The organism is Stomatohabitans albus, assembly GCF_036336025.1.
In the GTDB taxonomy this organism is placed as follows: domain Bacteria; phylum Actinomycetota; class Nitriliruptoria; order Euzebyales; family Euzebyaceae; genus Stomatohabitans; species Stomatohabitans albus.
This window is the reverse complement of sequence record NZ_JAYKKE010000002.1, coordinates 585,548-610,546: the sequence shown is the minus strand read 5'-3', so window position 1 is coordinate 610,546 and position 24,999 is coordinate 585,548. Positions and strand designations below refer to the sequence as shown.

General features: G+C 53.0%; 23 protein-coding genes. 20 read left to right on the top strand and 3 right to left on the bottom strand.

Annotation, left to right across the window (positions count from 1 at the left end; all coding sequences use genetic code 11):
- The first annotated feature begins 727 nt into the window (after nt 1-727).
- From VCU37_RS07730 to VCU37_RS07700, 7 genes are read left to right on the top strand one after another with little or no spacing between them, the layout of a single operon-like run.
- Nucleotides 728-2,524 carry a tetratricopeptide repeat protein gene (locus VCU37_RS07730; RefSeq protein WP_336250056.1) on the top strand — a complete coding sequence of 599 codons (1,797 nt, stop codon included), beginning with the start codon at nt 728-730 and terminating at the stop codon, nt 2,522-2,524.
- Complete coding sequence (locus VCU37_RS07725) at nt 2,511-2,660, top strand: hypothetical protein (protein WP_336250055.1); 150 nt, start codon at nt 2,511-2,513, stop codon at nt 2,658-2,660. Before VCU37_RS07730 ends, VCU37_RS07725 begins: the two co-directional genes overlap by 14 nt.
- Complete coding sequence (locus VCU37_RS07720) at nt 2,641-3,462, top strand: TlyA family RNA methyltransferase (protein WP_336250054.1); 822 nt, start codon at nt 2,641-2,643, stop codon at nt 3,460-3,462. Before VCU37_RS07725 ends, VCU37_RS07720 begins: the two co-directional genes overlap by 20 nt.
- Entirely contained in the window at nt 3,452-5,149 is a 1,698-nt protein-coding gene (gene recN, locus VCU37_RS07715; RefSeq protein ID WP_336250053.1) for a DNA repair protein RecN, read from the top strand. Before VCU37_RS07720 ends, recN begins: the two co-directional genes overlap by 11 nt.
- 4 nt (nt 5,150-5,153) lie before the next feature.
- The gene (locus VCU37_RS07710) at nt 5,154-6,002 is read left to right on the top strand and encodes a hypothetical protein (RefSeq protein ID WP_336250052.1); all 849 of its coding nucleotides are present in this window, start codon (nt 5,154-5,156) and stop codon (nt 6,000-6,002) included.
- A gap of 46 nt (nt 6,003-6,048) precedes the next feature.
- Nucleotides 6,049-7,710 (top strand): CTP synthase, encoded by a 1,662-nt coding sequence (locus tag VCU37_RS07705; RefSeq protein ID WP_336250051.1) that lies wholly within the window; start codon nt 6,049-6,051, stop codon nt 7,708-7,710.
- A gap of 1 nt (nt 7,711) precedes the next feature.
- Complete coding sequence (locus tag VCU37_RS07700) at nt 7,712-8,260, top strand: NUDIX hydrolase (RefSeq protein WP_336250050.1); 549 nt, start codon at nt 7,712-7,714, stop codon at nt 8,258-8,260.
- Nucleotides 8,261-8,337: 77 nt separating this feature from the next.
- Here VCU37_RS07700 and VCU37_RS07695 read toward each other — a convergent pair whose 3' ends face one another.
- Nucleotides 8,338-9,378, bottom strand: coding sequence for an acyl-CoA thioester hydrolase/BAAT C-terminal domain-containing protein (locus VCU37_RS07695; protein ID WP_336250049.1), 1,041 nt, complete (start codon nt 9,376-9,378; stop codon nt 8,338-8,340).
- Nucleotides 9,379-9,516: 138 nt separating this feature from the next.
- Here VCU37_RS07695 and xerD point away from each other — a divergent pair, with 138 nt between their 5' ends.
- The 9 genes from xerD to der all read left to right on the top strand — a co-directional run bounded on the left by xerD (nt 9,517) and on the right by der (nt 18,554).
- Nucleotides 9,517-10,470, top strand: coding sequence for a site-specific tyrosine recombinase XerD (gene xerD / locus VCU37_RS07690; RefSeq protein ID WP_336250048.1), 954 nt, complete (start codon nt 9,517-9,519; stop codon nt 10,468-10,470).
- Complete coding sequence (locus tag VCU37_RS07685) at nt 10,467-11,768, top strand: thymidine phosphorylase (protein ID WP_336250047.1); 1,302 nt, start codon at nt 10,467-10,469, stop codon at nt 11,766-11,768. The genes xerD and VCU37_RS07685 overlap by 4 nt, the downstream gene beginning before the upstream one ends.
- Before the next feature lie 7 nt (nt 11,769-11,775).
- Complete coding sequence (locus VCU37_RS07680; protein ID WP_336250046.1) at nt 11,776-12,600, top strand: segregation and condensation protein A; 825 nt, start codon at nt 11,776-11,778, stop codon at nt 12,598-12,600.
- Nucleotides 12,600-13,334: an SMC-Scp complex subunit ScpB gene (scpB, locus tag VCU37_RS07675; protein ID WP_336250045.1), complete on the top strand. Its 735-nt coding sequence runs from the start codon at nt 12,600-12,602 to the stop codon at nt 13,332-13,334. The genes VCU37_RS07680 and scpB overlap by 1 nt, the downstream gene beginning before the upstream one ends.
- Nucleotides 13,335-13,364: 30 nt before the next feature.
- Nucleotides 13,365-14,093, top strand: coding sequence for a pseudouridine synthase (locus VCU37_RS07670; protein ID WP_336250044.1), 729 nt, complete (start codon nt 13,365-13,367; stop codon nt 14,091-14,093).
- Nucleotides 14,093-15,184, top strand: coding sequence for a prephenate dehydrogenase (locus VCU37_RS07665; RefSeq protein WP_336250043.1), 1,092 nt, complete (start codon nt 14,093-14,095; stop codon nt 15,182-15,184). Before VCU37_RS07670 ends, VCU37_RS07665 begins: the two co-directional genes overlap by 1 nt.
- A complete protein-coding gene (aroA, locus tag VCU37_RS07660; protein ID WP_336250042.1) occupies nt 15,181-16,473 on the top strand; it encodes a 3-phosphoshikimate 1-carboxyvinyltransferase in 1,293 nt (430 codons plus the stop codon). The genes VCU37_RS07665 and aroA overlap by 4 nt, the downstream gene beginning before the upstream one ends.
- Entirely contained in the window at nt 16,470-17,096 is a 627-nt protein-coding gene (gene cmk, locus VCU37_RS07655; protein ID WP_336250041.1) for a (d)CMP kinase, read from the top strand. Before aroA ends, cmk begins: the two co-directional genes overlap by 4 nt.
- Before the next feature lie 75 nt (nt 17,097-17,171).
- Nucleotides 17,172-18,554, top strand: a complete 1,383-nt coding sequence (gene der, locus VCU37_RS07650) for a ribosome biogenesis GTPase Der (protein ID WP_336250040.1) — start codon at nt 17,172-17,174, stop codon at nt 18,552-18,554.
- 107 nt (nt 18,555-18,661) lie between these two features.
- On the opposite strand, the gene VCU37_RS07645 is transcribed toward der, so the two are convergent.
- Nucleotides 18,662-19,375, bottom strand: coding sequence for a hypothetical protein (locus VCU37_RS07645; protein WP_336250039.1), 714 nt, complete (start codon nt 19,373-19,375; stop codon nt 18,662-18,664).
- Between the two features lie 90 nt (nt 19,376-19,465).
- Between VCU37_RS07645 and VCU37_RS07640 the strand changes: the two genes are divergently transcribed.
- The 4 genes from VCU37_RS07640 to glgA are packed head-to-tail and all read left to right on the top strand — an operon-like array spanning nt 19,466 to nt 24,541.
- On the top strand, nt 19,466-21,457 hold the full coding sequence (locus VCU37_RS07640; protein ID WP_336250038.1) for a DUF389 domain-containing protein: 1,992 nt from the start codon (nt 19,466-19,468) through the stop codon (nt 21,455-21,457).
- Between the two features lie 3 nt (nt 21,458-21,460).
- Nucleotides 21,461-22,846, top strand: coding sequence for an aldehyde dehydrogenase family protein (locus tag VCU37_RS07635; RefSeq protein WP_336250037.1), 1,386 nt, complete (start codon nt 21,461-21,463; stop codon nt 22,844-22,846).
- 27 nt (nt 22,847-22,873) lie between these two features.
- Nucleotides 22,874-23,374, top strand: coding sequence for a hypothetical protein (locus tag VCU37_RS07630; RefSeq protein ID WP_336250036.1), 501 nt, complete (start codon nt 22,874-22,876; stop codon nt 23,372-23,374).
- A gap of 9 nt (nt 23,375-23,383) precedes the next feature.
- On the top strand, nt 23,384-24,541 hold the full coding sequence (gene glgA, locus VCU37_RS07625; protein ID WP_336250035.1) for a glycogen synthase: 1,158 nt from the start codon (nt 23,384-23,386) through the stop codon (nt 24,539-24,541).
- A gap of 73 nt (nt 24,542-24,614) precedes the next feature.
- Here the strand turns inward: glgA and gcvH are convergent, their stop codons facing one another.
- Nucleotides 24,615-24,992, bottom strand: coding sequence for a glycine cleavage system protein GcvH (gene gcvH / locus VCU37_RS07620; RefSeq protein ID WP_336250034.1), 378 nt, complete (start codon nt 24,990-24,992; stop codon nt 24,615-24,617).
- Nucleotides 24,993-24,999: the final 7 nt, after the last annotated feature.

Sequence of the window (24,999 nt, the reverse complement as noted above, 5' to 3'; positions counted from 1 at the left end):
CCAGCGCCGATAATACTGCACCCGCAAGGGCGTGGGAACGTAGGACACCGCGGACACCACAAAACCCCCTCACCACACGGTCAGGGGGTTTTCCAATGTCTGAAATGGGTACAGAAAGTGATAGATCACACCTAACCTTACCCTGGCCAATACGGCCAGGGTTTCTTGGTTTACCCCCCACGGAAGGCCATTCGCCACGGTCGGTGGATTATCTAAGCGGAAGTTATCCACAGCCTGCTCTCAATGTGACCTGCGCCGTTCTCCCTAGTCGATGCTGGGTAAACCTACAAGCGTAGTACGTGGTGTTTACCTCACGACCCATTTCCGAATTTTAGTACCCACCACTACATACCTATCACTGAATGTAATTGTTGTTCAAAGAGATAGGCTTCCAACCATCAACAGAATATGAAAACACGCTCAAAACCATGAAATATCCACAACATATACCCACCTGTGGATAACAGACCCCATTGATTAGGACCAGTATCAAGCAGTATTGCCTAATCGCTGAGCACCGTCTTAAACGAGTACTCATATAGAAATACATGAACACTAGTTAAACCAAATAAAGCTATGGAATATGGTCTACATATCTGCTGCTCACTCTGAACAGGACCCCAACTCGCGTGTGTGGCCAAGAAAGATCACAGCGTGGTGGTAATTGCACGTAGGATAGGCGCTCAGCTATACAGTGATTGCGGGGGAGTTCCCCGAGGGAGAAACCATGTCCGAGGACCGGAATAAACACGAGCACGGCTCATCAGAGAGGGATTCGGGCAAGAACGCAGGATCACGGCGCCAAGATGGAAGACGTCTTGCACCGAGTAGCCGCAATCAATCCAATCGTCGTGGTGACCAACGCACCAATCGGGGGCGGAACGATCGCTCTGGTGGATATCGGGGCGGACGAGATCGTGACGACAATCAACGTCACGACCGTGGGTATCACGGTAAACGCGATGGCGATCAGCGTAACCGAAGTAAATCGGGAGATTCGCGTAGTGACCGCGGGGGATATCGAGGTACCCGTGATGAGGCTCGTGGACCACGTCGTGACCGAGACGATCAGCGGGGTGGTTACCGTGGGGGGCGAGATCGTGATCGCCAACCGCGTCGTGACGGTGATCATCGAGAAGGTGGGTACCCCCGTCGTGATGGTGAGTTCCGTGGGCGACGAGATGATTCCCGTCGCCCACGTCGTAATGAAGGCGGACAACGCCGCGATGGTGACCGCTTTAGCCGAGGGCCCCGTCGTGATGGCGAGCGTGATACCAATCGACAATCGGATGCACGGCAAGGTCGGCACCGCTCTGGTGGACAGTTCCGACGCCGTGATATTCGAGAAGCCCCAATCCAACGTTCACTGACTGGCTCACCAGTTCCCGTTCGTACAACGAAAACAGTCGTTGAGGATGTGGCACGGCCTTGGTTCCCTGAAAAGGATGATTGGCCCGAGGTGCCTCGTCGCCTCTTGATGGAAATAGAGAAGACCGCACGTGAATCGGAGATTAAGGAAGTTGCGGTTGCGGTCATGATTGGTACCGAAGCATTTGAACAAGGAGATCTAGATCGCGCCCTAGAGTTTTTTACGTGGGCGAAATCACGTGCAGCTCGATCAATCACGATCCGTGAAGGCCTCGGTATTTGTTACTACGTAGCCGGACAATTCGAAGCTGCTCAGCGAGAATTACAAGCCTACGCCCGTATCAGTGGACGGGTTGACCACAATCACATCATTGCCGATAGCTCACGGGCGACTGGTAACGGTGATCGTGTCCCAGAGCTTATCGACCAGATGATTGGCGCATGGGAACGTGATCCGTTTGCCGTTGACCTGATGAATCTTATTGAAGGGCTTATAGTGCTGGCGGGCTATTGGCTTGAAGATCGCCAAGAACCCGAACGGGCTCTTGCCGCGATCACCAAGGTGGCATTACCCGAGGATGCTGACGTGACCGAAAGCCATTTACGGTTGTGGCATGTTCAAGCCCGTGCCGCAGAAGCTGCGGGCGATCACCGGATGGCCGCCGCAGCATTACACGAAATTAACGCGGTGAATCCCGAATGGTTGCTTGCAATGAACAAGTGGATTGCTGGTGAAGATGTATCTGAACTGTTACAACCATGGGCCACAGAAATTGATATTCCAGAGGAACTGCTCCCTACCGATGCACCCGATATCGCTGAAGAACCTGACTCTAATGGTGATGATGCACCGTTATCGAATGCTAATGAGCAGGATACCCAAGCTGACGATGCCGTTGGTGCTGCTCCTGAACACCTTGATGATGAACAACCGGTTCACGATGTACACGATGACGGATGGGATCCTGGTGATGACTGGGAAGATGAAGATTGGGAAGAGGAAGACCCAGAACCAGGTATCCCCATAGAAGCGACTCGTGATACCACGGTCATGCCACACGCTCTATCCTCGGAGGACGCGGGGCCAGCAGCATCTATGCTGGCTGACACACCTGATCTTGACCAACAGCCCAGTCTTTTTGATGATGAATCCTGAATTTGATATCACTGAGCTGCCCTTGACTGATCACCCAGGGGCTATTAGTCGTGCGCTCGATGATTTAGAGACGGCACTTGATGCTATTGCAATAACGCAAACGCAGGGAACGGATCGTGGCACGTCAACGGCTTGACGTTGCGCTTGTCCAGCGCAAACTCGCCACAAGTCGGGCCAAAGCACAAGAACTCATTGATGGTGGGTACGTGCGTGTTTTCGGTCTCATTGCACCCAAGCCGTCATCAATGGTCGACGAAGGCCAGCCCATTCATGTGCAAGAACCTGGCCAGCAATGGGTCACTCGAGGCGGTCGTAAACTCGAAGGCGCGTTAGCTGACCTCCATATTGACCCATCAGGACTACGCGTTCTTGATGCCGGATGCGCCCACGGCGGGTTCACTGATGTCCTGCTTACTCAAGGTGCTTCACATGTATATGCCGTTGATGTTGCCTACGGTCAGTTTGATTGGCGACTTCGAACAGATGACCGGGTGAGCGTATTTGAACGAACCAATATCCGCCATCTTCAACCGGGTGACCTACCCGATAGCGTTGATTTTGTTGTGGCTGACCTCTCATTTATCAGCCTGACAAAGGTGTTAGATGGACTACTCGCACCCTGTACCCCTGATGCCATGTTGCTGCCCATGGTCAAACCTCAATTTGAGGTCGGAAAGTCGCGTGTGGGCAAAGGTGGTGTTGTCCGTAATCCAGATGATTGGGCTGATGCACTGGCTGGCGTTATTGATGCCGCACATACGCGCAACTGTGATGTGGTTGGTATCGTGCCTAGTCGTACACCAGGTCCACGTGGAAATATTGAGTTCTTTGTTCACCTCCAACGAGGTAGAGCACGAACAAATGTTCATTTAGGCTATATTGAACAAGCAATTGAAGCGGCACAGGAGTTAGCCAATGGTCAGCCCAATGATGCCTGATAACCAACACCACCCAGTCCTTCGAGATGTGGTGATTGAAGGGTTGGGGCTCATTGATTTGGCTGAACTCACTTTTCAGCCAGGACTTAACGTATTGACAGGAGAAACGGGGGCAGGCAAAACGCTTGTGGTGACTGCGCTCCAACTCCTTTCGGGGAAACGAGCAGACAAACACAGCGTGCAAGCGGGTGCGAGTCGTGCCGTTGTACAAGGTGCCATTAGTCCACCACCAGTACAAGCGGCTGAATGGGTACACGACGAAGACGAAGACTTGCTTATTGTTCGTGAAATTGCAGGCATTGAGGGTGGCCGCAACCGTGTACGTATCCAGGGACGGATGGCCCCCGTTACCCAATTAGAGACGATACTCAGCAAGGTCATTGAATTACACGGTCAACATGAAAGCCTGATGATGGCTGACGCTGATGTCCAACGCAGCCTATTGGATCGGTTTGATCATGCCACCATTGCTCCGCTTATGGAGGAATGGCAAGGGGTATGGTCCCAATGGCGTCAGGCGAGAAAGCTGGCTCATGATGCAAGAACCAATGCAGCTGCTCACGCGCGAGAAGCAGCGCAGCTTCATCGTGAAGTCGATGCTATCGAAGCGGTCAACCCGTACCCGGGTGAGGAAGATGACCTCAAAGCCCAGGTTTTACGTATCCAACATGGAGAAGCCCTAGCAAATGCCTACCACAGCGGTGTAGAAACCCTCCAAGGTGAAGGAGGGGTGCAAGACAGCTTAGGGGCAGTCATCACGCAATTTGAACAGGTCGCTGCAATGGACCCCGCTATTGGCATATGGACCACACGATTGAATGCAATCAGTACTGACTTAAACGATGTGGTATCAGAGATTGCAAGCCAAGCTAACCAGATTGAAACAGATGCATCTGCATTCGATACGGCCATGCAGCGTATGGCTGAGTTGAAGCAGCTCTTTCGGCTCTATGGTGCAACCAGTACTGATGTCCTTGCCCACGCTGACGCAGCCAGACAGCGGCTTATGCAAATTGATGGCGGTGAGGAACGACTTGATGAGCTTGATGAACACGTGAAGACGCTACGAACCGACCTGAACACGATCGGGGAGCGTCTCCACACCGCACGGGTCCATGCTGCAACAACCTTGGCTGCCGTGGTTGAAGATGAGCTAGCAGACCTTGCGATGGGTGCCGCAACCGTTCACATTCATGTTGAAGCGGGTAAACCAGGACCCTATGGCATGGATACGGTGCAATTTCTCATCACAACCAACCCCGGACAACCACCAGTTACCCTTGATAAAGCAGCATCAGGTGGAGAACGAAGCCGAATAGCTCTTGCCCTTAAAGTGGCGTTGGCCGATGCTGACCATGTGCCCATTATGGTGTTTGATGAGGTTGATGCGGGTATTGGTGGGCAAACCGCCGTGATGGTTGGTGAGAAGTTACAACGACTTGCGACAACAAAACAGGTGCTTTGTGTAACCCATTTAGCACAAATAGCAGCCCATGCCGATGCTCATTTCCTCATCACTAAAATCCAAGGAAAAACAACAACTACCACAACAGTCAACGCCCTTGACGCCCAAGGGCGTGAAGATGAAATTGCGAGAATGTTGAGTGGTTCACCTGATGAACCTGTCGCTAAGGCACATGCCAAACAACTCTTGACTGAATCAGCACGATCTACCTCTCTACACTGAACCTATGGTCTCTCGTCCCACACGTCCACGTCCCGACGCGCATCGCGCGGCACGTCAACTGGATCCGCATGTTCCCCTTGGGGGAACTAAACGGTCGAAGGTTCGCCGTGGGGGAGGGTTTGGTGGCCCGAACGTCGCCAGACAGAGTTTGCTCCCCGGTTGGGTCATGATGGCAGGGTTTGTGGTCCTTTTGTTGCTGCTATGGACGGTCTGGGTGAGTATTGGGTCGCGTACACTTCAAGAAATAGCCAATCGACCGGCCCGTATCCCAACTGAAACAGCCCAACAGCCCAGTACGGTGCGCTACCTGGTGCCAGGTGAAGGTGGTAATACATCTCATTTGGGACCAGTCTTTGCCATTTTGGACAATGTGGAATTAACACTGCCTGCGCCTAGCCCGCGTATTTTGTGGCATGCAAGCCATGAAGTCTCCTCAATGGCGTTGGCACCCCAAGGTGACCGTGTTGTTGCGGCACAACCAATGCAAGCTCCCCAAACCGGCATTGTGCCCCCGTATGTCGTTAATGAGGACCCTCAATCTGTCCGTCCGGTTACCGGCGCTGCAACCGTGCTTATCCAACCCGGTGCCAACTTAGTTGCCCCGGTGAGTGGGACCGTTACCGCGATCACCCAAGATGAAACAACCCAGACCTATACCGTTGTTGTATCTGTCCAAGGTCGAAGGGACCTGGATGCGGTCATCGCCGGTCTTGCGGTTACACCACTCGTGCCTGGGTTTACTATTAGTTCTGGCGAAACGGTTATTGGACGTGCTGATGCGCGTGCGTGGCCAGATTTAGCAAATCCTGGCGGATTTGCAGGAATGACAATTGATCTTCGCCCATCGACATGAATTGCGCTAGCCTCTGCGTGTCAACAGGTAACGCCCAGGAGTTGTAATGGCCAAACACATCATGGTAACCGGCGGGGTGGCATCCTCCCTAGGCAAAGGCATCACCGCAGCAAGTCTCGGACGATTGCTTAAAGCCCGTGGCCTTCGTGTCACGATGCAAAAACTTGATCCCTATGTCAATGTCGACCCAGGAACAATGAACCCGTTCCAACATGGGGAGGTATTCGTTACCCAAGATGGGGGTGAAACGGACCTGGACCTCGGGCATTACGAACGGTTCATTGACGAAAATCTGCCGCGCAGTGCCAGCGTGTCAACCGGCCAGATTTATTCGACGGTCATTGCCAAAGAACGTGCGGGCGATTACATGGGCCAAACCGTTCAGGTGGTACCCCATATCATCAACGAGATTAAGGCGCGTATCCTCGCCCTCGGTGAGAACCATGATGTTGTGATCAGCGAAGTAGGCGGCACCGTCGGCGATATTGAGGGGCTGCCCTTTCTTGAGGCTATCCGTCAGATTCGATACGACGTTGGGCGTGAGAATATCTGTTATGTGCACTGCGCCCTCGTGCCCTTTATCGGACCAACCAAAGAACTTAAAACCAAACCGGCTCAACACTCGATTCGTGAGCTGCGGTCTATCGGGATTCAGCCTGACGCGGTTGTCCTCCGCGCCGATCGACCAATTAGCACGGAATTGAAGCGTAAGATCGCCATGCTGAGTGATGTTGATATTGACGGCGTGGCAAGTGCCCACGATGTTCCAAGTATTTACGCTATTCCACAGGTGATTCGAGACGAAGGTCTTGACACCTATGTGATGAAAAAATTGGGGCTTGATGAGACGATTGAACCTGACATGGGCGAATGGAATGCCATGGTTCAACGACAAGCAACCCAAACGGGTAGCGTCACCATTGGTCTCGTTGGAAAGTACGTCGAACTCCATGACGCATACCTCAGCGTGCAAGAAGCGCTCATTCACGCCGGTATCCATCATGGAATTGATGTGAATATCGATTGGGTTCAGGCTGAAGAGCTAGTAGATCCAGCCTTTGCCGATACCCGACTTAAGGACCTTGATGGCATTTTGGTTCCCGGCGGGTTTGGCTTGCGTGGGGTCGAAGGCAAGATTCAAGCTGGTCGTGTGGCGCGCACAACTGGTATTCCCTATCTAGGGATTTGTCTCGGGTTGCAGTCGGCTGTCATCGAATACGCCCGAAACGTAGTGGGTCTTACCGAAGCTCATTCAAGTGAGTTTGACCCTGACACCCCTGACGCGGTGATCGATCTAATGGATAGTCAACGGGATGTGAATGACTTGGGCGGCACTATGCGCTTAGGTGTGTATCCGTGCAAGATTGCTGAGGGGACCGTCGCCTACAAGGCCTACGGTGAACCGTTTGTATATGAGCGCCATCGTCATCGCTACGAAGTGTCAAACCACTACCGCACCCAACTGGCCGAAGCCGGGTTGATTTTTAGTGGATTGAGTCCCGATGAACGCCTTGTTGAAATGGTTGAGGTGAAGGACCATTTGTTTTATGTGGCCACCCAGGCGCATCCTGAGTTCATGAGTCGGCCCAACCGTCCCCATCCGTTATTCGCATCCTTTGTCGCCGCCGCTAAGACCTATCGCGATGGCGGCCATGTGACTACAACGGCAACCGCTAAGGCAAAACGGGCCAAAACGAAGGTGAATTAGGTTGGGCACATTTAAACAGACGAGTCATGAGCAAGTTTTTCAAGACTCACAACTGACCGTTTTTCATGATGGCTTTACATTCCCAGATGGCACTCACGGTGCACGAACGGTCGCGGTTCGTCCGCGTGCCGTTGCCGCTGTGGCACTGAATGCACATCAAGAGGTTGCCCTATTACACCAATGGCGGGCACCGTTACAGGGATACTTGTATGAACTTCCGGCAGGCAAATTAGATCACGACAATGAGGACCCGTTAGTGGGGATGGCCCGTGAACTTGCCGAAGAGGCCCAACTTAAGGCAGACCAATACACGAAACTCACCACCCTCGATATGAGTGCAGGTTGGTCCAATGAAGTGATCACCATCTATATGGCCACGGGACTGCACCCAGCCCCGATCCCTGAGCAATTTGTGCTTGAAGCTGAAGAAGCCGATATGACATTGCAATGGGTGCCCCTGAATGACGCCCTCGCTATGGTAACGGACGGACGTATCACGGATGCCAAAACCGTTGTGGGGCTCTTATTGGCTGACCGTCACCTTCATTGAACGGCACCCCGTACTCACGCCTGATGAGTGAGTACGGTATGGTGTCGCCCTCAGGTGATGAACGTGAGGTATCACGATCATTCTTCCAGAGGTGCCCATTCCTCAAGCTGTTTCGTGTAAGCAGCGTTGAATGGTTCTTCAGCCGCAAAGTTTGTTTCATTCGTTCCGCCTAGGTTTAGCCCACCAATGTATTGGGGTGCTCCGGGCATGTGGCCAACCTTTGGATACACCGTTACGGTCACACGATCAGGATCAGCCGCCTTCAAACGATTCGCCATTTCAGCTGATGGCCATACATTGTCATCATCACCGGCAAAGGCATGAATCGTGGCTTGTGAATCCTCAATATGAATGCGAGTCTCGTCTGGGGCATGGTTGAGGAGTTGGCTATAGGACGGTTCAAAGGCGACCGGTAGGTTTACCCAAAACTTCCAGACCTCACTATAAAAGAGGTTCATGGCCTCACTGCCACCATCCTCCCAAGAGATATTCGGAACCGGTTTGCCCCCCCACGTCCATGAGGAATGCTCAATATGTTGGCTTAATGCCGGAAAAGAGTGGCTTGCCGGGGCGATGAGTATGGCGTGATCAATGCGGTCGTAACGGGGAAGAAGGTTAGCGACGTATTCAGCACCTTTTGAGCCTCCCGCCGCGATCAGCGGTTCAGGAGATTCAGCATTCGCATCGATCCAGTCAATGACCTCTTGAAAATCTTCGAGCGGAACCTCATCAAGGGTGGCGGTTTGGTTTGGTTGACCCCAAAAGAACAACGCAAGACTCTCTTGGCCAGCTTTCGCAGCGAGCGTGGCTCCCGGCCAACCAACACCACCTTCAGAGCCGCCATAGGACACCAAAATGCCTTTCCGCGTGCGCTTCTCAGGTTTGAAATGGAACCCGGCCATGTGCTCACCCGTAACGGGGGTGATGGTGACACCATCAATGCGGTCTAAAGGGTAGGCGTCTGCGTCACGGAAATCGATATTGAGACGAGCACTATTCGGGCCAGTATCGGTGGAGAAATAGTGTTGATAGTTATAGGTGCGAACCCCAACGATCGTTACAGCCACAACCAAGATGATGGCACCTATTCCGATGAGTATTTTTTTCCATAACCGCATACCGTGAGCGTAAAGCATTACCTAAGGTGAATGCAATGAGATGTCTCGGTCAGTGCCTTATAGGAATTAGTCATTACCTTGCCCTGGTAGGCAGGGTAGTGGCCTGGACTTATGTTAAGCGCTGATATGCTTAAGCCAATGTTGCCCGTTCATGGATCCCGCTGGCTTGACCACCTTGTGGCCGAGCGTGGATTAAGTGAACATACCCTTGCGGCCTACCGGCGTGATCTTGAGTTATATGGGCGGTGGATGGCGCTGCGTGGTCAAGATGATCCGGCCACGATGAATACTGCTGATTTAGAAGCGTTTGCCGCCTGGTTGCGAAGTACGAATACACCGCGGGGAAAACCGTATGCGGAAGCCAGTATTGCGCGAACCCTAGCGGCGGTACGGAGTTTGCATAGTTTCTTACAAACAGACGGGATTACGTCAGCTAACCCTGCAGCTAACTTGCCTACCCCGAAACGGGATCGAAAACTGCCAGATACCTTAACCCAGGGTGAAGTTGACCGGCTGTTAGGTTCAGTTGAAGATGGCACGGTAGCTGGGCAGCGTGACCAAGCCATGCTGGAGTTACTGTATTCAGCAGGTCTGCGTATCAGTGAGTTGCTGGATTTGAATATTGATGATGTGGACTTAACTGAACGAACCGTGCGTGCACGAGGCAAAGGTAGCAAAACCCGTATCGTGCCTATCGGTCGATTGGCCGCACGCGCTATCCACGTATGGATAAATGAGGGACGCCCAACGGTGAACCCCAATGGCCCTCAATTATTTACTAATCTTCGTGGCCAACGTCTGAGCCGTCAAGGTGGGTGGAAGATCATCACCGCGCGGGCGAAGAAAGCTGGACTAGATGGCCGTGTCCATCCGCACACCTTGCGCCATTCGTTTGCGACCCATTTAGTGGAGGGCGGTGCAGATTTACGTGTTGTTCAAGAACTCCTTGGGCACGCTAGTGTCAACACAACCCAGGTCTATACCCATACATCTGAAGCCAGACTTCGAGAACTATTTGAAACTGCACATCCGCGTGCCACGCACAACGATGCACAAGCCATGGATTCCCTTATCTCAAAGGACTACCGATGAACCCAGTTGATCTGATTGCCATTAAACGTGACGGCGGTACGCTCACCAAAGAACAGTACGAGTGGATGATCACAAACTGGATAGAAGAAACCGGTGTTATTGATGACGCTCAGGTCAGTGCGTTCTTAATGGCTGGTGTCTTGCGTGGTTTTAGTAAAGCAGAGACAAGTTTTCTCACCGAGGTACTCCTTGAAAGTGGCGAGACCCTTGACTTGAGTGGCTTGAGTGGCCCCACTGTTGATAAACATTCGACGGGCGGTGTAGGAGACGGGACCACACTGGTTGTTGCCCCCCTCTTAGCCGCGTGCGGTGTACAAGTGGTGAAACTGAGTGGCCGTGGGCTTGGTCACACTGGCGGCACCCTCGATAAGTTGGAATCTATTCCTGGGATGCAAATTAATTTGGAAGACACACGCATCATGGCCATTGCGGAAGACGTAGGTTGTGTGGTTGCGGGTCAGACAGCGGATATCGTCCCCGCAGATAAAAAGCTCTATGCCTTGCGTGACGTCACTGGCACCGTGGCGAGTCGCGCCCTTATTGCATCGAGTGTGATGAGCAAAAAACTCGCCAGTGGGGCTGACACGATCATTCTTGATGTGAAAACGGGTGATGGTGGGTTCATGAAAGACCGTGAATCTGCAGTGGCTTTGGCAAAAACGTGTCTCGAGATTGGCCAGCGAGCCGGGCGCAATACACGTGCCATTGTCAGTGATATGAACACCCCACTGAGCGGTGGGATTGGCAATTCCTTAGAGATTATTGAAGTGGTTCATACGTTGTCACACAATCCTGCTGGGCGGTTTGCCGATGTGTGTTTGACATTGGCAACATTAGGGCTGAGTGAGGCCACTGGTATTTCAACTGCCGATGCCCGTGAACGGCTTGTGAACGCTTGGACCAGTGGAGAAGCCTTAGAACGCTTGCAACGCATGATTGAAGCCCAAGGGGGAGATCCTCAAGTATGTATTGAGCCAGTTGATGTACTGCCTGCCGCACCGGTTCAACGTGAACTGGTTGCTCCACGTGATACACAAATTGCACGAATACCTGCGATGCGTATTGGTGAGATTGCGCTCAATCTTGGCGCCGGACGGACCCATGCCGGAGACTCAATTGATCACAGTGTTGGACTTGAGCTCCTTGTTGAAGAAGGCGAGTCCATTGAAAAGGGGCAACCCGTTTGTGTGATTCACGCCCGTAATGATGAAGACGCTGATGTAGCTCAAGCTGCGGTGGTTGAGACCATTGTCTTTGGTGAAGGTCAGGTTGCCGACACGATACTTGAGGTGCTCTAATCCGTTTATGGTTAGCTCTGGTGATGCGGAATCGTCAGTAATCCCTGGTTCACCGGTACAGCCGGTCATTACCGGTTGGGATCAGGATGGTACGTGGTTTGTTGATGTTCCTAGCTTTGAGGGGCCATTTGACCTGCTCTTACAGCTCGTTGCCCGTCATGAGGTAGACATTACGGCAATCCCACTGTCGAAGGTCGTTGATGAGTTTCTTACGGTCATGACCTCAATGGAGCTCAATACCACCACTGAGTTCTTAATCGTTGCGGCCACATTGGTTGAGATTAAGGCACTGCGATTACTACCAGACCAAGATGAAGATGAGATTGATGACGTTGTCATTCGTGCCCGTGACTTGTTGTACGCACGTCTCTTGGAATACCGGATGGTTCGTGACGCAGCAGTATTTCTTGACCAGCGATTAGGTCTGTTTGGCCAAGAGATACCGCGCCAAGTTCCATTAGAACCGACGTACCGCACCCTTCAGCCCCCAACACAGATTGGGATGGATATCGCTGCACTTGGTCGGCTGGCTTACAAGGTTTGCACACCCAGTGAAACGACCATAGACACAAGTCATATCCGAGCTAAAGCGATGCGTGTTCACGATGCGGCACGTATCGTGCTGGATTGGCTTCGCCACGGGCCAACAGCCATACGGACAATCATGAATGACTGTACAGGTCCTGATGAGATCGTCGCCCATTTCCTCGCCATTCTGGAACTCTATAAATTGGATTGGCTCCAGATTGAAGAGGACGACACTGGGGTCCTCATTGCCCATGACCCCAACGCTCCTGCCCGACCGTTGCCAACACTGGTGGAGTTGAGTTGATGGTGGCTGCGGATATGCCAGCGGCGTATGGGCCGATTGATAACACACTTCGCGCATCACTTGAAGCCATTTTTATGGTTGTCGATGAGCCGGTTGACAGTGCCACTTTGGCTGAGGTGGTAGGTGAGCCAGAATCAGTTATCGAGGCAGCCATCATGGCAATGGCAGCAGAATACGAGGCCCAAAGGCGTGGCTTTGTCTTACGTAAACGGGGTGGAGGTTGGCGTTTTTGGACAAATCCTGAACACCATGAAGTAGTCAGCCAGTTTGTGCTTCATGGCAAGAAAAGTCAGCTTAGTCGTGCAGCGCTAGAAACGTTAGCGGTTGTGGTGTTTAAACAACCGATTACCCGCGGACAAATTGGTGCCATCCGTGGGGTGAATCCAGATGGGGCGATCACCACGCTCATCAGCCGGGGACTCATTGAAGAACAAGGGCGAGCTGACTTACCTGGGCGGCCAATTGTCTATGGACCGTCAGTAAAAGCACTCGAACAGCTCGGTATCAATGACCCGAGTGAGCTTCCCTCACTGGATTCATTTGCGCCTGGTGGAACCGCGCCACCAGAACCACCCAAAGGTGATTATCGCAGTGCGCGACGGACTGTAGATGTGATTGACGCAGATGGGCGTGAGGATGGGGATGCTCAGTTACGTGATATTGTCCGTCGAGCTGACGCCGCAATGAAAGCCGCAGCAGAGGCAATACAAGCACCCGAGGATGAAGAAGCATAAGGTGGGGCCTTCACATAAAGGAGTCTGACCATGGGTGCTGAACGCCTGCAAAAACTGCTTTCTCAGGCTGGCATCGCAAGCCGGAGGGCCAGTGAAGAACTGATTATTCAAGGCCGTGTCACCGTTGATGGCAAGGTAGCAACATTGGGTGATAAAGCTGATCCCAAGGCTCAAATCGTGGCCGTTGATGGTGAACGCATCAAAGTCAATACTGATTTGGTCTATCTGGCCTTCAACAAGCCTGTTGGTGTGGTTACGACTGCAGATGATCCCCAAGGCCGTCCAACGGTGATGGACTTTATGCCACCCAAACCGAGGGTGTACCCGGTTGGTCGCCTTGATATGGATACATCTGGGTTGTTGTTGCTCACCAATGATGGTGAGTTTGCCAACCGGATAACCCATCCACGCTATCACGTTGAAAAAACGTATATGTGCCAAATTCGTGGTCCTGTACCCAAACCAGCAATTCGTGACCTGCTGGCCGGGGTTGAACTTGATGACGGCCTAGCTACGGCGGTGAAAGCGCAAGTTCGTATTGCAGATCAAACCCGGTCACTGGTTGAGATTGTGATTAACGAGGGTCGTAATCGACAAGTCCGTCGGATGATGGCTGCGGTTAACCTTCCGCTTGAAGCCCTTGTCCGTACGAAGATTGGTCCGGTACACCTGGGCAATATGGGACAAGGCAAAACCCGGCTACTCAATAGCCAAGAACTTGGTGCGCTGTACGCCCAGGTTGGGATGGGAGCAGCCTGATGGACGTCGCCATTATTGGTACTGGTCTGATAGGTGCCAGTCTTGGTTTGGCGTTACATACGATCGCCCCGATTGATCGCATCGTCGGTTGGGATAGCAACGATGATGATGAGCACCAAGCCCTGCATAGCGGTGCGATTGATGCGACGATCACGCCCAGTCAGATAGGGGAAGTGGACCTTGTTGTGCTCGCGGTTCCACCCAGTGCAATTGCCGCAGTCATGAGTGAGATTGGACCATATTTGCGTCCAGGCATGATCGTGACGGACATTGCCAGCGTGAAGCGCGATGTCGTTGCCACGATGGTCGCTTACGTGCCTGAGGGTGTTGATGTCATTGGGGGACACCCCATGGCTGGTAGCCATGAACGGGGGGCAAAAGCTGCACTACCGGATCTTTTTGTAGCTGCAACATGGCTGTTGACCCCTACTGAAACAACTACGCACGCAACCATAGAAATCATGCGCAACCTCATTGAAGGTCTTGGTGCTCGTGTCGTTATTGTCAGCCCCCATGAACATGATCGTCTTGTCGCAATTGTTAGCCATCTGCCACAAATGGCGGCATCAACCTTGATGACGTTGGCCGCCGATCGGGCCAAACGACAACACGCCCAACTCTTACTCCTCGCTGCGGGTGGATTCCGAGATGCAACCCGTGTTGCCGCAAGTGATGCGGACTTGTGGCTAGATATCGCGTTCGCCAATAAACAGGCCATCATGGAAGTCCTTGATGAATTTGGTGCGCGCCTTGGGCAGATACGTATGTTATTACACGATGATGACGTTGATGGCATGCGAACATTTCTTAGCGGTGCCCGTGAGGCTCGTCGTTCCCTGCCGGGTAAAGCCAGTCATACCGGTCAATGGGTTGAATTACGGATCGTCTTACCAGATCAACCAGGATCCCTAGCTGAAATCACGAGGATTATGGGTGAGTTAGGGATTAATATCGAAGACTTTGGTATTACACACGCCCCAGAAGGTGGTCGTGGTCGGATGCGATTGACCGTATCCTGTGCAGAGGATGCCCGTCGTGGTGCCGAAGCGTTAAAAGCGTGCGGTTATAGTGTGTTTGAACGGAACCTATGAAAACGAGTGAACCTCCTAGTACCCAGTCCACATTAACAATTGTTCCTGGCCCTGTTTCTGGGGAGGTGGCAGCCCCGAGCTCGAAGTCGGTCACGAACCGCGCACTCTTGCTTGCTGGTCTCGCAAGTGGTCGGTCCACATTGCACAATCCACTGGTGAGTGATGATTCTGCAGCCATGGTGTCCTTGATCCGTGCACTGGGTGCGACGGTACATGACGACGACCCAGCCACCTGGAGCATCGATGGGGTTGCTGGGAAGCCAATGACACCTGACCATCACATTGACTGCCGGTTATCGGGAACAACGATGCGGTTTGGGATGGCGGCAGCTTGCTTGGCTGAAGGTCCGGTCACGCTTACTGGACAGCCACCATTGCTACGGCGACCACTTGCCGGGTTGATTGATGCGTTGCAGCGATTAGGGGCCACCGTTGCTGCTCAAGAAGGTGGATTTGCACCAGTTCGTGTTGGTGGGGGACTTGCGGGAGGGCACGCCGATATTGATGTGACCGCATCAAGTCAGTTCGCGTCAGCCGTGTTGCTGGCCGCTCCCATGGCTGATAGCAATACCACAATTACGGTGAGCGGTGATTATGCGGAAAAGTATATTGATTTGACCCTCAGCGCGATGCGTGACTGGGGTGCCTATGCCCAAGAAATCGATGGGGGATGGGTAGTTGAAGCCCACCAGATGTATCTCGGTCAAGAAATGACGATCGAATATGACGCATCGGCCGCTGCCCACCTCTTAGCCCTAGCTGTAACCACAGGTGGTTCACTGACGATCACCAATACGCAACCCACCTTGCAAGGGGATGCAGATATGGCAGATGTCTTTGAGGCATTTGGCGCAACAATTGAACGGCAGTATCCCGCAACCACGATTACTGGACCGACACGGCCAGTATCCCCAGGGTTCGTTGATTTATCTGAAATGCCGGACCAAATCGCTACGGTCGCGGCAATCGCTGCAGTGGCTGAGGGAACGACACAGATTCGTGGGGCCCAGGTTGCTCGTGGCCATGAAGTTGACCGGATATGGGCCGTTGCTAACGAGTTTTCCAAGCTGGGGATACCCGTGGTTGAACATCCTGACGGGTTGGATGTGACCGGGGTCACCCAACTCACCCCAACAGTGGTTGATACCCATCATGACCACCGTATGGCCATGGGGTTGAGCGCTATTGGTGTTCGGCTTGCAGGTATCACATTTGTGCAACCCGACTGCGTCCAAAAAACCTATCCCTTATTCTTTGACACGTTGGCTCACCTGCAAGGACGCGTGTGATTGTCACGATTGACGGACCTGCCGGGTCTGGAAAATCTACGGTGGCCAAATTAGTTGCCGCCAAACTTGGTGTTCCCCACCTTGATTCAGGTGCGTACTACCGTATGGCAACCTTGGCCTGCCTGAATGCTGGAACTGACCTGGATGATCCTGACGCGGTTATGGCTGAGGTCAGCCGCAACACTTATACCCGTCAGGAGGGTCGGAGCTACCTCAACGGTTCAGATGTCGAGGCGGTGATTCGCAGTCAACGGGTCACCTTGGTGGTGTATAAGATTGCACAGAATCAAGCGGTTCGGGCGTGGCTGCTAACTCCGATGCGTGCCGAACTCGCTGCAGCGGGGGGTGTGATTGACGGACGTGACGGTGCCACGGTTATCGCGCCCCACGCTGATGTCAAGATATGGTTGACCGCTGATGTGCATGAACGCGCCTGTCGTCGTGCCAAGGAAATGGGTGAGTGTGATCGGATTGACTGGTATGAACAGGATTTAATCCGCCGAGATCATGCTGATGCACAACAAATGACCCGCCATGCACATGCGATTGTCATCGATACAACGGCGATGCCGATAGATGCCGTAGTTGAAGAGATCGTTCAACGGACAAGCACACCCTCGTAACGCCAACGGTTCGCTCAATGTGGGAATGGGTGGAACAGGCAGACTGGGTTCCTCAGTATTGTTTAGGGAGGACCCATGCGGAGTTGGAAAGCACGGCAAGTAGGCGGTGCAACGGTAGCAATTGTGGGCCGACCAAATGTGGGTAAATCTACGTTGGTGAACCGCATTGTTGGGCGTAAAGACGCGATTGTGCAAGAACTCCCAGGGGTAACACGTGACCGGAGCTTTCACCCGGCAGAGTGGCTTGGCAATCATTTCACCGTTATCGATACGGGTGGCTGGACGCCTAATTGGAGTCCCGAACGGACGCGCATGGATGCCCTCATTAGTGCACAGGCAGAAGAGAGTCTCACCGAGGCAGATCTCGTTTTGTTTCTCATGGATGCCAGTGTTGGTATTACCAGTGATGATGAAGCAGTTGCCAATTGGCTACGCAGTGCAGGGGCACCTGTTCGGCTCGTCCTCAATAAAGCCGACCATGTTAAAGAGCTTGAACGGGGGGCAGTATTAGCTGAAGCCTGGAGCCTGGGACTCGGCGAGCCCTATCTGATGAGTGCCCTCCATGGCATGGGTTCGGGTGATTTATTGGATATGGTTGTGGCTGAACTGACCGCAGCAGGTGCCTTTGATCGCCCTAAAGAGGATGCCTTTGCCGTGCCTGGTATTGCCCTCATTGGCCGGCCAAATGTCGGAAAATCAAGTTTATTTAACTTCATGGTTGGCCATGAGCGTGTCATTGTTGATGATGTACCAGGAACAACTCGTGACCCAGTTGACACCCTAATTGAAGTGGCTGGGGAAACCGGCACGCGAACGTGGCGATTGATTGATACGGCTGGCTTGCGCAAGAACCAAGGCGCATTAGATTCAACCGAGTTTTATTCCACGGTACGGACACGCAAACAACTCGAACGTGCCTCGGTTGCATGTCTCCTCTTTGACGCAAGTGAACCGATCGGCCAGCAAGAACAAAAACTTGCCCGTGAGATCGCCGACTCAGGACGTGCCGTTGTCCTTGTACCTAATAAGTGGGACCGTGTTGATGAGGATCGCCAACATGAGATGCTGCGCGAACGCGAACGCTTATTAGGGTTCTTGCACTATGCACCCATGCGGCGAATCAGTGCCATATCTGGACGTGGAGTAGGCCGCCTCTTTGATGACATTGCTCTTGCTGAGCAACACTGGCATCAGCGCATCCCCACGGCAAGACTCAATACCTGGTTGACCGATGCATTGACGGCGACACCACCCCCGCTGGGGCAAAACCATCGTCCATTGAAGATTCGCTATATCACCCAGGTGTCAGCAGCCCCGCCAACGTTCCGCCTCTTTTGTAACCAGCGACCCAGTGACCAATATGTTCGCTACCTGGAACGCAAATTACGCGAAACCTTCGACTTTACCGGAACCCCATTACGGATGAAAGTGGTTATTAAACAGCGCGAGCAGCAATAGCGGAACGATAAACGGAACCGTAAACGGTTCCGTTTATTCAAATGGAATCGGGTGATCGGTGAGAGCAGAAGTTCGGCCGACTCACCTTGTCATACGGTCGTGGTGGGCTACTGACACCCAGGTGTGCCCTTTACATTCAACGTTGGCGTAGAACTAATGACGACTTCATCGCCTGGTTCAATGGCTTCGGCTGGGGCCAGGGTGAGGGTGAACGGGGTACCTGCCGGGTGGTTCATCGTGAACCAGTCCGCAAAATGGGCGGTGATATCAGCTTTGAAATCGCCGGGGTTGCCTAATGCATTCAGGCTCATGGCCCTCGGGCTTAAGGTCAAATCACTCTCTTGGTCATCACCGGGGTTGACGTTTTGAGGCGTGGTGACCTTGGACGGGAATACACCAAGGACAACTTGACCTTTTGCCTTTTGTACCTTCATTGCAACTTCAAGGCTGGCCACACAAGCAGGATTCCCTGCAGGTACGTCAAAGGCGACAACCATCCGGTTCAACGGTTGATCCGAGATTGAGTAGCCATCGGCTTTGGGTACAACCTTGCCCTCACTAACACCAAATGCCGCTATTGCCTTTTGATTGGCATCAGCCACCGGTCCGGTACCTGGCTGAACGATAGAGGCATCAGCGGCTTTGGGTTCTTCGGTCTGTTCGGACTTCTGTCCACCCAAGACGGATGATTGACTCGCATCAATAAGGAACATGTCTTTCCAGGTGGCTTTAAGCAGTGCCCAAGAAGCCAACCCGACGATTACCATCACAGCGATGGTGATCGGCCATTTAAAGTAGCGCCAAATTTCTCCCAGATTCATTGCCTGCAGGTTACCAGGATGCCAAGGACTAGCCAAAAAGGGTATGTAAAGGAGATGCAAAACAAGAGATGGGACTAGAGCATAGGGCCCATGCCCGAACAACGACCAACACCGCGCACCGTTCGATACTGGACCGAACACGGCACTATCCGAGTGGGCGCGATTGAAGACACCGATACGTCAGCGGGTGCCTCAAAGGCAAGACGTGCCCAACTGAAAAAGGCCGCAAAAGAAGCAGAATCAAGTCGGCTTGTCAGTATTTTGATTCCTGTTGGCAGCCTGGAACAGATTGAAGATCTTGTTTCCTTCTCTCGGAACCTCTTGCATGAAGGTCAAAATGGACGCATTGTGCTTGCCCGCATCCGAACAGGTGATGAAGATAAAGCGGCTGAACAAGAAGTAACCGCCCAGATGGAGGCGCTTGCTGAAACGATGCGCTCAAAGGTTGATTCGACACTCAAAGTGGATTCCCATGTGCGTAAAGCGCCGAGCCGGTCACGCGGCATTCTTGACGCTGCAATTGACGAAACCTGTTCGATGATCGTGATGCACGACGTAACACCTGGTGAGGAAATTGAGGATGGAAAGTCACGGATTGGGGCATTGGCCCGTGAGGTGATTTCTGCAGCAGAAGTTCCTGTGCTCATTTGCAGAGAAGGACTGCAACACGAGGGTGAGTTTAACCCGAAACGCGTTGTTGTGGCGACTGACTTAGATGCCGGGGCTGCGCGCATGGTGGATTTAGGTTCGCGTCTTGCGAATGGTCTTGACATACCACTTGTCTTACGACACGTGATTCGTCCCGGGGGACGACGTACACAGTTCAGTGCCCAAGAAGATTTGAAAGCCCTCATTGGACAGGCCACGTTAGACCGCGGGTTAAAACCCGTGACCAGTGTGGTGAAAGGACCGAGTCCTGAGTCAGGTATTAGTCACGAAGCCACCCGGAGTGATCTCACTATTTTGGGGATTCGTCCTGAGTCGGCTATGTCGGTTACGGGCTATCAAACGACTGCGAGCTTGTACAGCCAGCTACGTGGCCCAGTTATCGTGATGAGTGTTCCTGACCGCCAAGGTGGGGTCAGGGGATTCTTCAGTCGTCGTGGACGTACCTTCCGTCCACGGCTGACAAGCAGTGAAGCGGCCGAAATGCGTTGGCAGATCCGCCTGGACGCAACGTCTGGAGTTGATTATCTGTGGATGAGTGTCCTCAGTGCCGCAGTGGCGGTATTCGGGTTGATTACGGACTCGGTTCCCGTCTTGATCGGTGCAATGCTGGTTGCCCCATTGATGGGGCCACTTATTGCCACGGGTGCTGCCCTTGTCTCTGGCGATCTTGACACCTTACGGCGAGGTACGTTGACAACCCTTCAAGGAATCCTTCTTGTGGTTATCACGTCCTATCTCATTACGCTACTCATCGGACCGACTGCACCAACAGACGAGATGATTAAGCGGGGAAGCCCGACCCTGTTGGACTGTGGTATCGGGGTAGTTGGTGGCATTGTCGGTGCGTATGCCTTGGCCAGGCCAGGTGTCATTGCCGCTAGTGCTGGTGTTGCAATTGCGGCTGCACTAGTACCGCCACTGTGTGTGGCCGCCATGACCTTCAACCACTTTCCTCAGCTATCCCTGGGTGCCTTTGTACTGTTTTTCGCCAACGTGCTGGCCATCGTCGCCGCCTCTGGTGCCACGTTGTTATTTTTGGGCATGGAACCAGAACGTGACGCTCTTCCCAAGTGGATACGCCGGTATGGTAAGGCCACGAATGCGTGGCTCGTAGTTCCAGTCCTTGGCTTAGCCATTATCGCGGTGACCACCTTTAGTTTGGTGTCGCGGAGTACGAGCACGACATTTTTAACCAATGAGATTGATGCATTGATGCCCAATCACTCAGTTTCAATTCAACCATCTGGTTCTTCAGTAACACCGCAATTGATTGTCCGTATCATCGGTGAAGACCGGCCGACTCAGGACGAGCTTGATGAGGCAGTTCAGGCGATTCGTGCGCGCACGTCTATTGCCGTTAGGTTCATCTACGAACCGGTCGTGCGGACCCTTCCGCAAGCGTCAGAAAGGTAACCCATGCCGATAACTACAGTAGACCCCAGCTCGCATTCCATTCTGACTACCTATGCCCAAGCGACGCCTGAGGATGTCCAAGCGGTACTGATGCGCGGTCAGGATACCTTTATTCATGAATGGCGTGATATGCCGCTGTTAAAGCGCGCTCGAGTTGTGAACACCTTCGCTGACACACTTGAAGCCCATACCGTATCCTTAGCCACCCTCATGGCCAAAGAAATGGGTAAACCTATTCGAGAAGGCCAAGCCGAAATCATCAAAAGTGTTGCGCTGCTGCGTGCAGTAGCCGCCCGTGCCGAGCAGTATTTTACGATTCATCATCAAGCCGACTGGGAACTTGACCATGACGGGCTGGATGTCGCTATCGACATTGCACCTATCGGGGGGTTGCTGGCCATCATGCCTTGGAATTTCCCCGTATGGCAGATTATGCGGGTATTCGCACCAAACGCAGTGGGTGGCAATGTCGTCTATCTCAAACACGCAGAAGGTGTAACGGGCACCGCACTGCAATTAGAAGCCCTCTGGCGTGAATCTGGCGCACCTAGCGGTGTCTTCCAAACCCTCGTCATCCCGCATGAACAGATCGAACCAATCATCGCGCACGACCATATCCAGGGGGTGACCTTTACCGGCAGCGTACCTACCGGACGGTATATCGCCCAGCTAGCGGGATCCTATGGAAAGAAAACGGTCCTCGAACTTGGTGGTTCGGACCCATTTTGTATTACGGACGACGCTGATCTCGAACAGGCGGTTACTACCCTCGTGACGGCTCGGTTCTCCAATTGTGGGCAAGTCTGTACAGCCGCCAAGCGCGCGATCGTCCACGAGTCCGTATATGACCAGGTGGTGGCGATGCTGCTGGAACGTATCGGCAATATACGTATTGGTAATCCTCTTGATGATGAAACGGAAATGGGGCCCATGGCATCCATGGCACTCCGTGACCAGCTGCAAGATCAGATTGAGCGTGCAGTTGCCCAGGGGGCGCGAGTACGTATGGACGCTAAACCGCTTGAGCGTTCTGGTGCCTGGATGGCACCGATGGTTTTAGAGGTAGGGGATACCGCGAACCCTGCAGCGAGAGAAGAAGTGTTTGGCCCGGTACTTGTCCTACTGCGGGCTAAGGACGATGACCAGCTTGTTGAACTTGCGAACGATACCCCCTTTGGGTTAGGCGCAACGGTCTTTTCAGGTAATACTGAGCGTGGGATAGCAATCGCAAGACGAATTGAATCGGGTATGGTCGCCATAAATACACAAAATCTGAGTCATCCCATCGTGCCATTCGGGGGCATTAAAGCCTCTGGTTATGGACGCGAGCTAGGCCCGTGGGGAGCGACCGAGTTTATGAATATCCGTACGATCTCAGTACGACGTTAAACCGCCATACCGTGTTGAAGGAAACGTATGTCAAAAGAACAGATCAATGAGACGTTGACCAAATTGGTGAACAAAATGAATAAAGTCATCAAGGAGGCTGTCGAAACGGTTGGTGACGCGGTTGAAGAAAGCCCTGGCGTTGCCAAACAGAGTTGGGAAGACCTTGCTGCTCGTGGTCAACGAATTGCAAGTAAATGGTCTGATGGTAACGAAAACCAGGAGCGGGGTGGAACCCTTGAAGCCATTCGCTCCAATATCGAAAGCCAGCTTGAATCAATGCCAAAACGGGCCCGCGATCGCACCTTTAAGACGCTGTCGCACTTAGCTGGTGTTGTGGACAACCTCTCAAGCTTGGGGCCTTTCCTCGAAGCGGCGCCTGATCATGGGGCCACACTGAGCGGTCATGGTCTTCGCCCCATTTATGGGCCAATGGATATCCGGCGAGCGGCTGGAACAAGTGCTCAAGTTGAATCAACTATTGGTGCTCGCCGACGGATCGCCCGCCAGTGGCGGCGTGAAGGACACTAAGGAACCTGAATGAAAACTGCGCTGTTAACAAAGGAATGGCCACCTGCGATCTACGGTGGTGCAGGCGTACATGTGGATTTTCTTGTACGGGAATTACGTCAGCTCATTGATGTTGATGTCCACTGCTTTGGCGAGCCACGAGACGATGCGACTGCCCATATCCATCCCAAGGAACTTGACCAGGCGAATGCAGCGTTACAAACCTTGGCTGTTGACCTCGCCATGGTCGATGGGATACGTGATGCCGAGCTTGTGCATACCCACACGTGGTATACCAATATGGGTGGCCATTGGGCACATTTGCTCTATGACATTCCAACCGTTATTACGGCGCATTCTCTTGAACCACGCCGGCCATGGAAAGCCGAACAACTCGGTGGTGGGTATCGAATTAGTTCCTGGGCTGAACGGACTGCTTACGAATCGGCGACACGCATTATTGCGGTCTCTGCAGGTATGCGAGCAGATATTTTGGATTGTTATCCCCAACTTGACCCCGATAAGGTTGCGGTTGTGTTGAACGGGATAGATACCGAGTTGTATAAGCCCACGGATGGCCAAGCTGATTTAGAACGCTTAGGACTGGACCCAACCCGACCGGTTGTGACATTTGTGGGTCGTATCACCCGGCAAAAAGGGGTGCCACACCTTCTCAATGCGGCACGCGACTTTGATTCCAACGCGCAATTGCTCTTGTGTGCTGGGGCAGCAGATACCCCTGAATTGGCTGCTCAGATCGATGCTCAAATACAAGGGTTGCAGGCTGAGCGTGATGGGGTTGTATGGATCTCTGAAATGATGGATCGGCCAACGATGGTTCGATTACTGAGTGCGTCGTCTGTCTTTGTCTGTCCCTCAATTTATGAACCCCTCGGCATTGTGAATCTTGAGGCAATGGCGTGTGGGGTGCCCGTCGTGGCTTCTGATGTGGGCGGGATTCCAGAGGTTGTGGTTGATAGTGAAACTGGTCTGTTGGCGCACTATACGGAGGCAGACCCACGGGCATTCGAGGCAGATTTAGTGAGTGGCGTTAATCGATTATTAGCCGACCCAGACCTGGCAACTCAATTTGGTGAGGCAGGTCGGCAACGGGCTGTTGACCAGTTTTCGTGGGCAAGTATCGCAGAACAAACGGTCGCAGTTTATCAATCAGCCTTGGAGGCATAACCACGCACCATGTCCACCATAACCAAGGGCTCCTTACCAGGAGCCCTGCTGCATTCTATTGGTGTGTTGATATTTAGGCTTCTGTCATCTCGGTGTACCGTTCAGCGTCTAGGAGATGGTCGGTGCTTGCGTTTGCCGCTAGGTCAACCCGCACGAGCCAAGCGCCCCAGACATCCTCGTTGAGGAGATGAACGCCAGCTTTAACCGCTTCATTGCGTTCAGTTACAACACCATCGACCGGACTATATAAGTCACTCACACTTTTTGTTGACTCAATCTCACCGAGCGGTTGGTCTCGGATGACGGTTGTACCAATCTCGGGGAGATCAATAAAGACAATTTCACCGAGGGCATCTTGGGCATACGGAGTCAACCCGAGCGTGGCAACGGCGCCATTGATCTTGACCCAGATATGTTCTTCGCTATACAAGCGATCGGCAGGATTGTTCATATGCATC

Excerpts from the sequence above, each read along its gene's own strand:
- VCU37_RS07640 (WP_336250038.1), top strand. The coding sequence starts at position 19,466 with ATGCCCGAACAACGACCAACACCGCGCACCGTTCGATACTGGACCGAA.
- VCU37_RS07695 (WP_336250049.1), bottom strand. The coding sequence starts at position 9,378 with ATGCGGTTATGGAAAAAAATACTCATCGGAATAGGTGCCATCATCTTG.
- der (WP_336250040.1), top strand. The coding sequence starts at position 17,172 with ATGCGGAGTTGGAAAGCACGGCAAGTAGGCGGTGCAACGGTAGCAATT.
- aroA (WP_336250042.1), top strand. The coding sequence starts at position 15,181 with ATGAAAACGAGTGAACCTCCTAGTACCCAGTCCACATTAACAATTGTT.
- VCU37_RS07635 (WP_336250037.1), top strand. The coding sequence starts at position 21,461 with ATGCCGATAACTACAGTAGACCCCAGCTCGCATTCCATTCTGACTACC.
- VCU37_RS07705 (WP_336250051.1), top strand. The coding sequence starts at position 6,049 with ATGGCCAAACACATCATGGTAACCGGCGGGGTGGCATCCTCCCTAGGC.
- recN (WP_336250053.1), top strand. The coding sequence starts at position 3,452 with ATGATGCCTGATAACCAACACCACCCAGTCCTTCGAGATGTGGTGATT.
- VCU37_RS07685 (WP_336250047.1), top strand. The coding sequence starts at position 10,467 with ATGAACCCAGTTGATCTGATTGCCATTAAACGTGACGGCGGTACGCTC.
- VCU37_RS07670 (WP_336250044.1), top strand. The coding sequence starts at position 13,365 with ATGGGTGCTGAACGCCTGCAAAAACTGCTTTCTCAGGCTGGCATCGCA.
- VCU37_RS07710 (WP_336250052.1), top strand. The coding sequence starts at position 5,154 with ATGGTCTCTCGTCCCACACGTCCACGTCCCGACGCGCATCGCGCGGCA.
- VCU37_RS07725 (WP_336250055.1), top strand. The coding sequence starts at position 2,511 with ATGATGAATCCTGAATTTGATATCACTGAGCTGCCCTTGACTGATCAC.
- gcvH (WP_336250034.1), bottom strand. The coding sequence starts at position 24,992 with ATGAACAATCCTGCCGATCGCTTGTATAGCGAAGAACATATCTGGGTC.
- scpB (WP_336250045.1), top strand. The coding sequence starts at position 12,600 with ATGGTGGCTGCGGATATGCCAGCGGCGTATGGGCCGATTGATAACACA.
- glgA (WP_336250035.1), top strand. The coding sequence starts at position 23,384 with ATGAAAACTGCGCTGTTAACAAAGGAATGGCCACCTGCGATCTACGGT.
- VCU37_RS07630 (WP_336250036.1), top strand. The coding sequence starts at position 22,874 with ATGTCAAAAGAACAGATCAATGAGACGTTGACCAAATTGGTGAACAAA.
- VCU37_RS07645 (WP_336250039.1), bottom strand. The coding sequence starts at position 19,375 with ATGAATCTGGGAGAAATTTGGCGCTACTTTAAATGGCCGATCACCATC.
- xerD (WP_336250048.1), top strand. The coding sequence starts at position 9,517 with ATGTTGCCCGTTCATGGATCCCGCTGGCTTGACCACCTTGTGGCCGAG.
- VCU37_RS07730 (WP_336250056.1), top strand. The coding sequence starts at position 728 with ATGTCCGAGGACCGGAATAAACACGAGCACGGCTCATCAGAGAGGGAT.
- VCU37_RS07680 (WP_336250046.1), top strand. The coding sequence starts at position 11,776 with ATGGTTAGCTCTGGTGATGCGGAATCGTCAGTAATCCCTGGTTCACCG.
- VCU37_RS07665 (WP_336250043.1), top strand. The coding sequence starts at position 14,093 with ATGGACGTCGCCATTATTGGTACTGGTCTGATAGGTGCCAGTCTTGGT.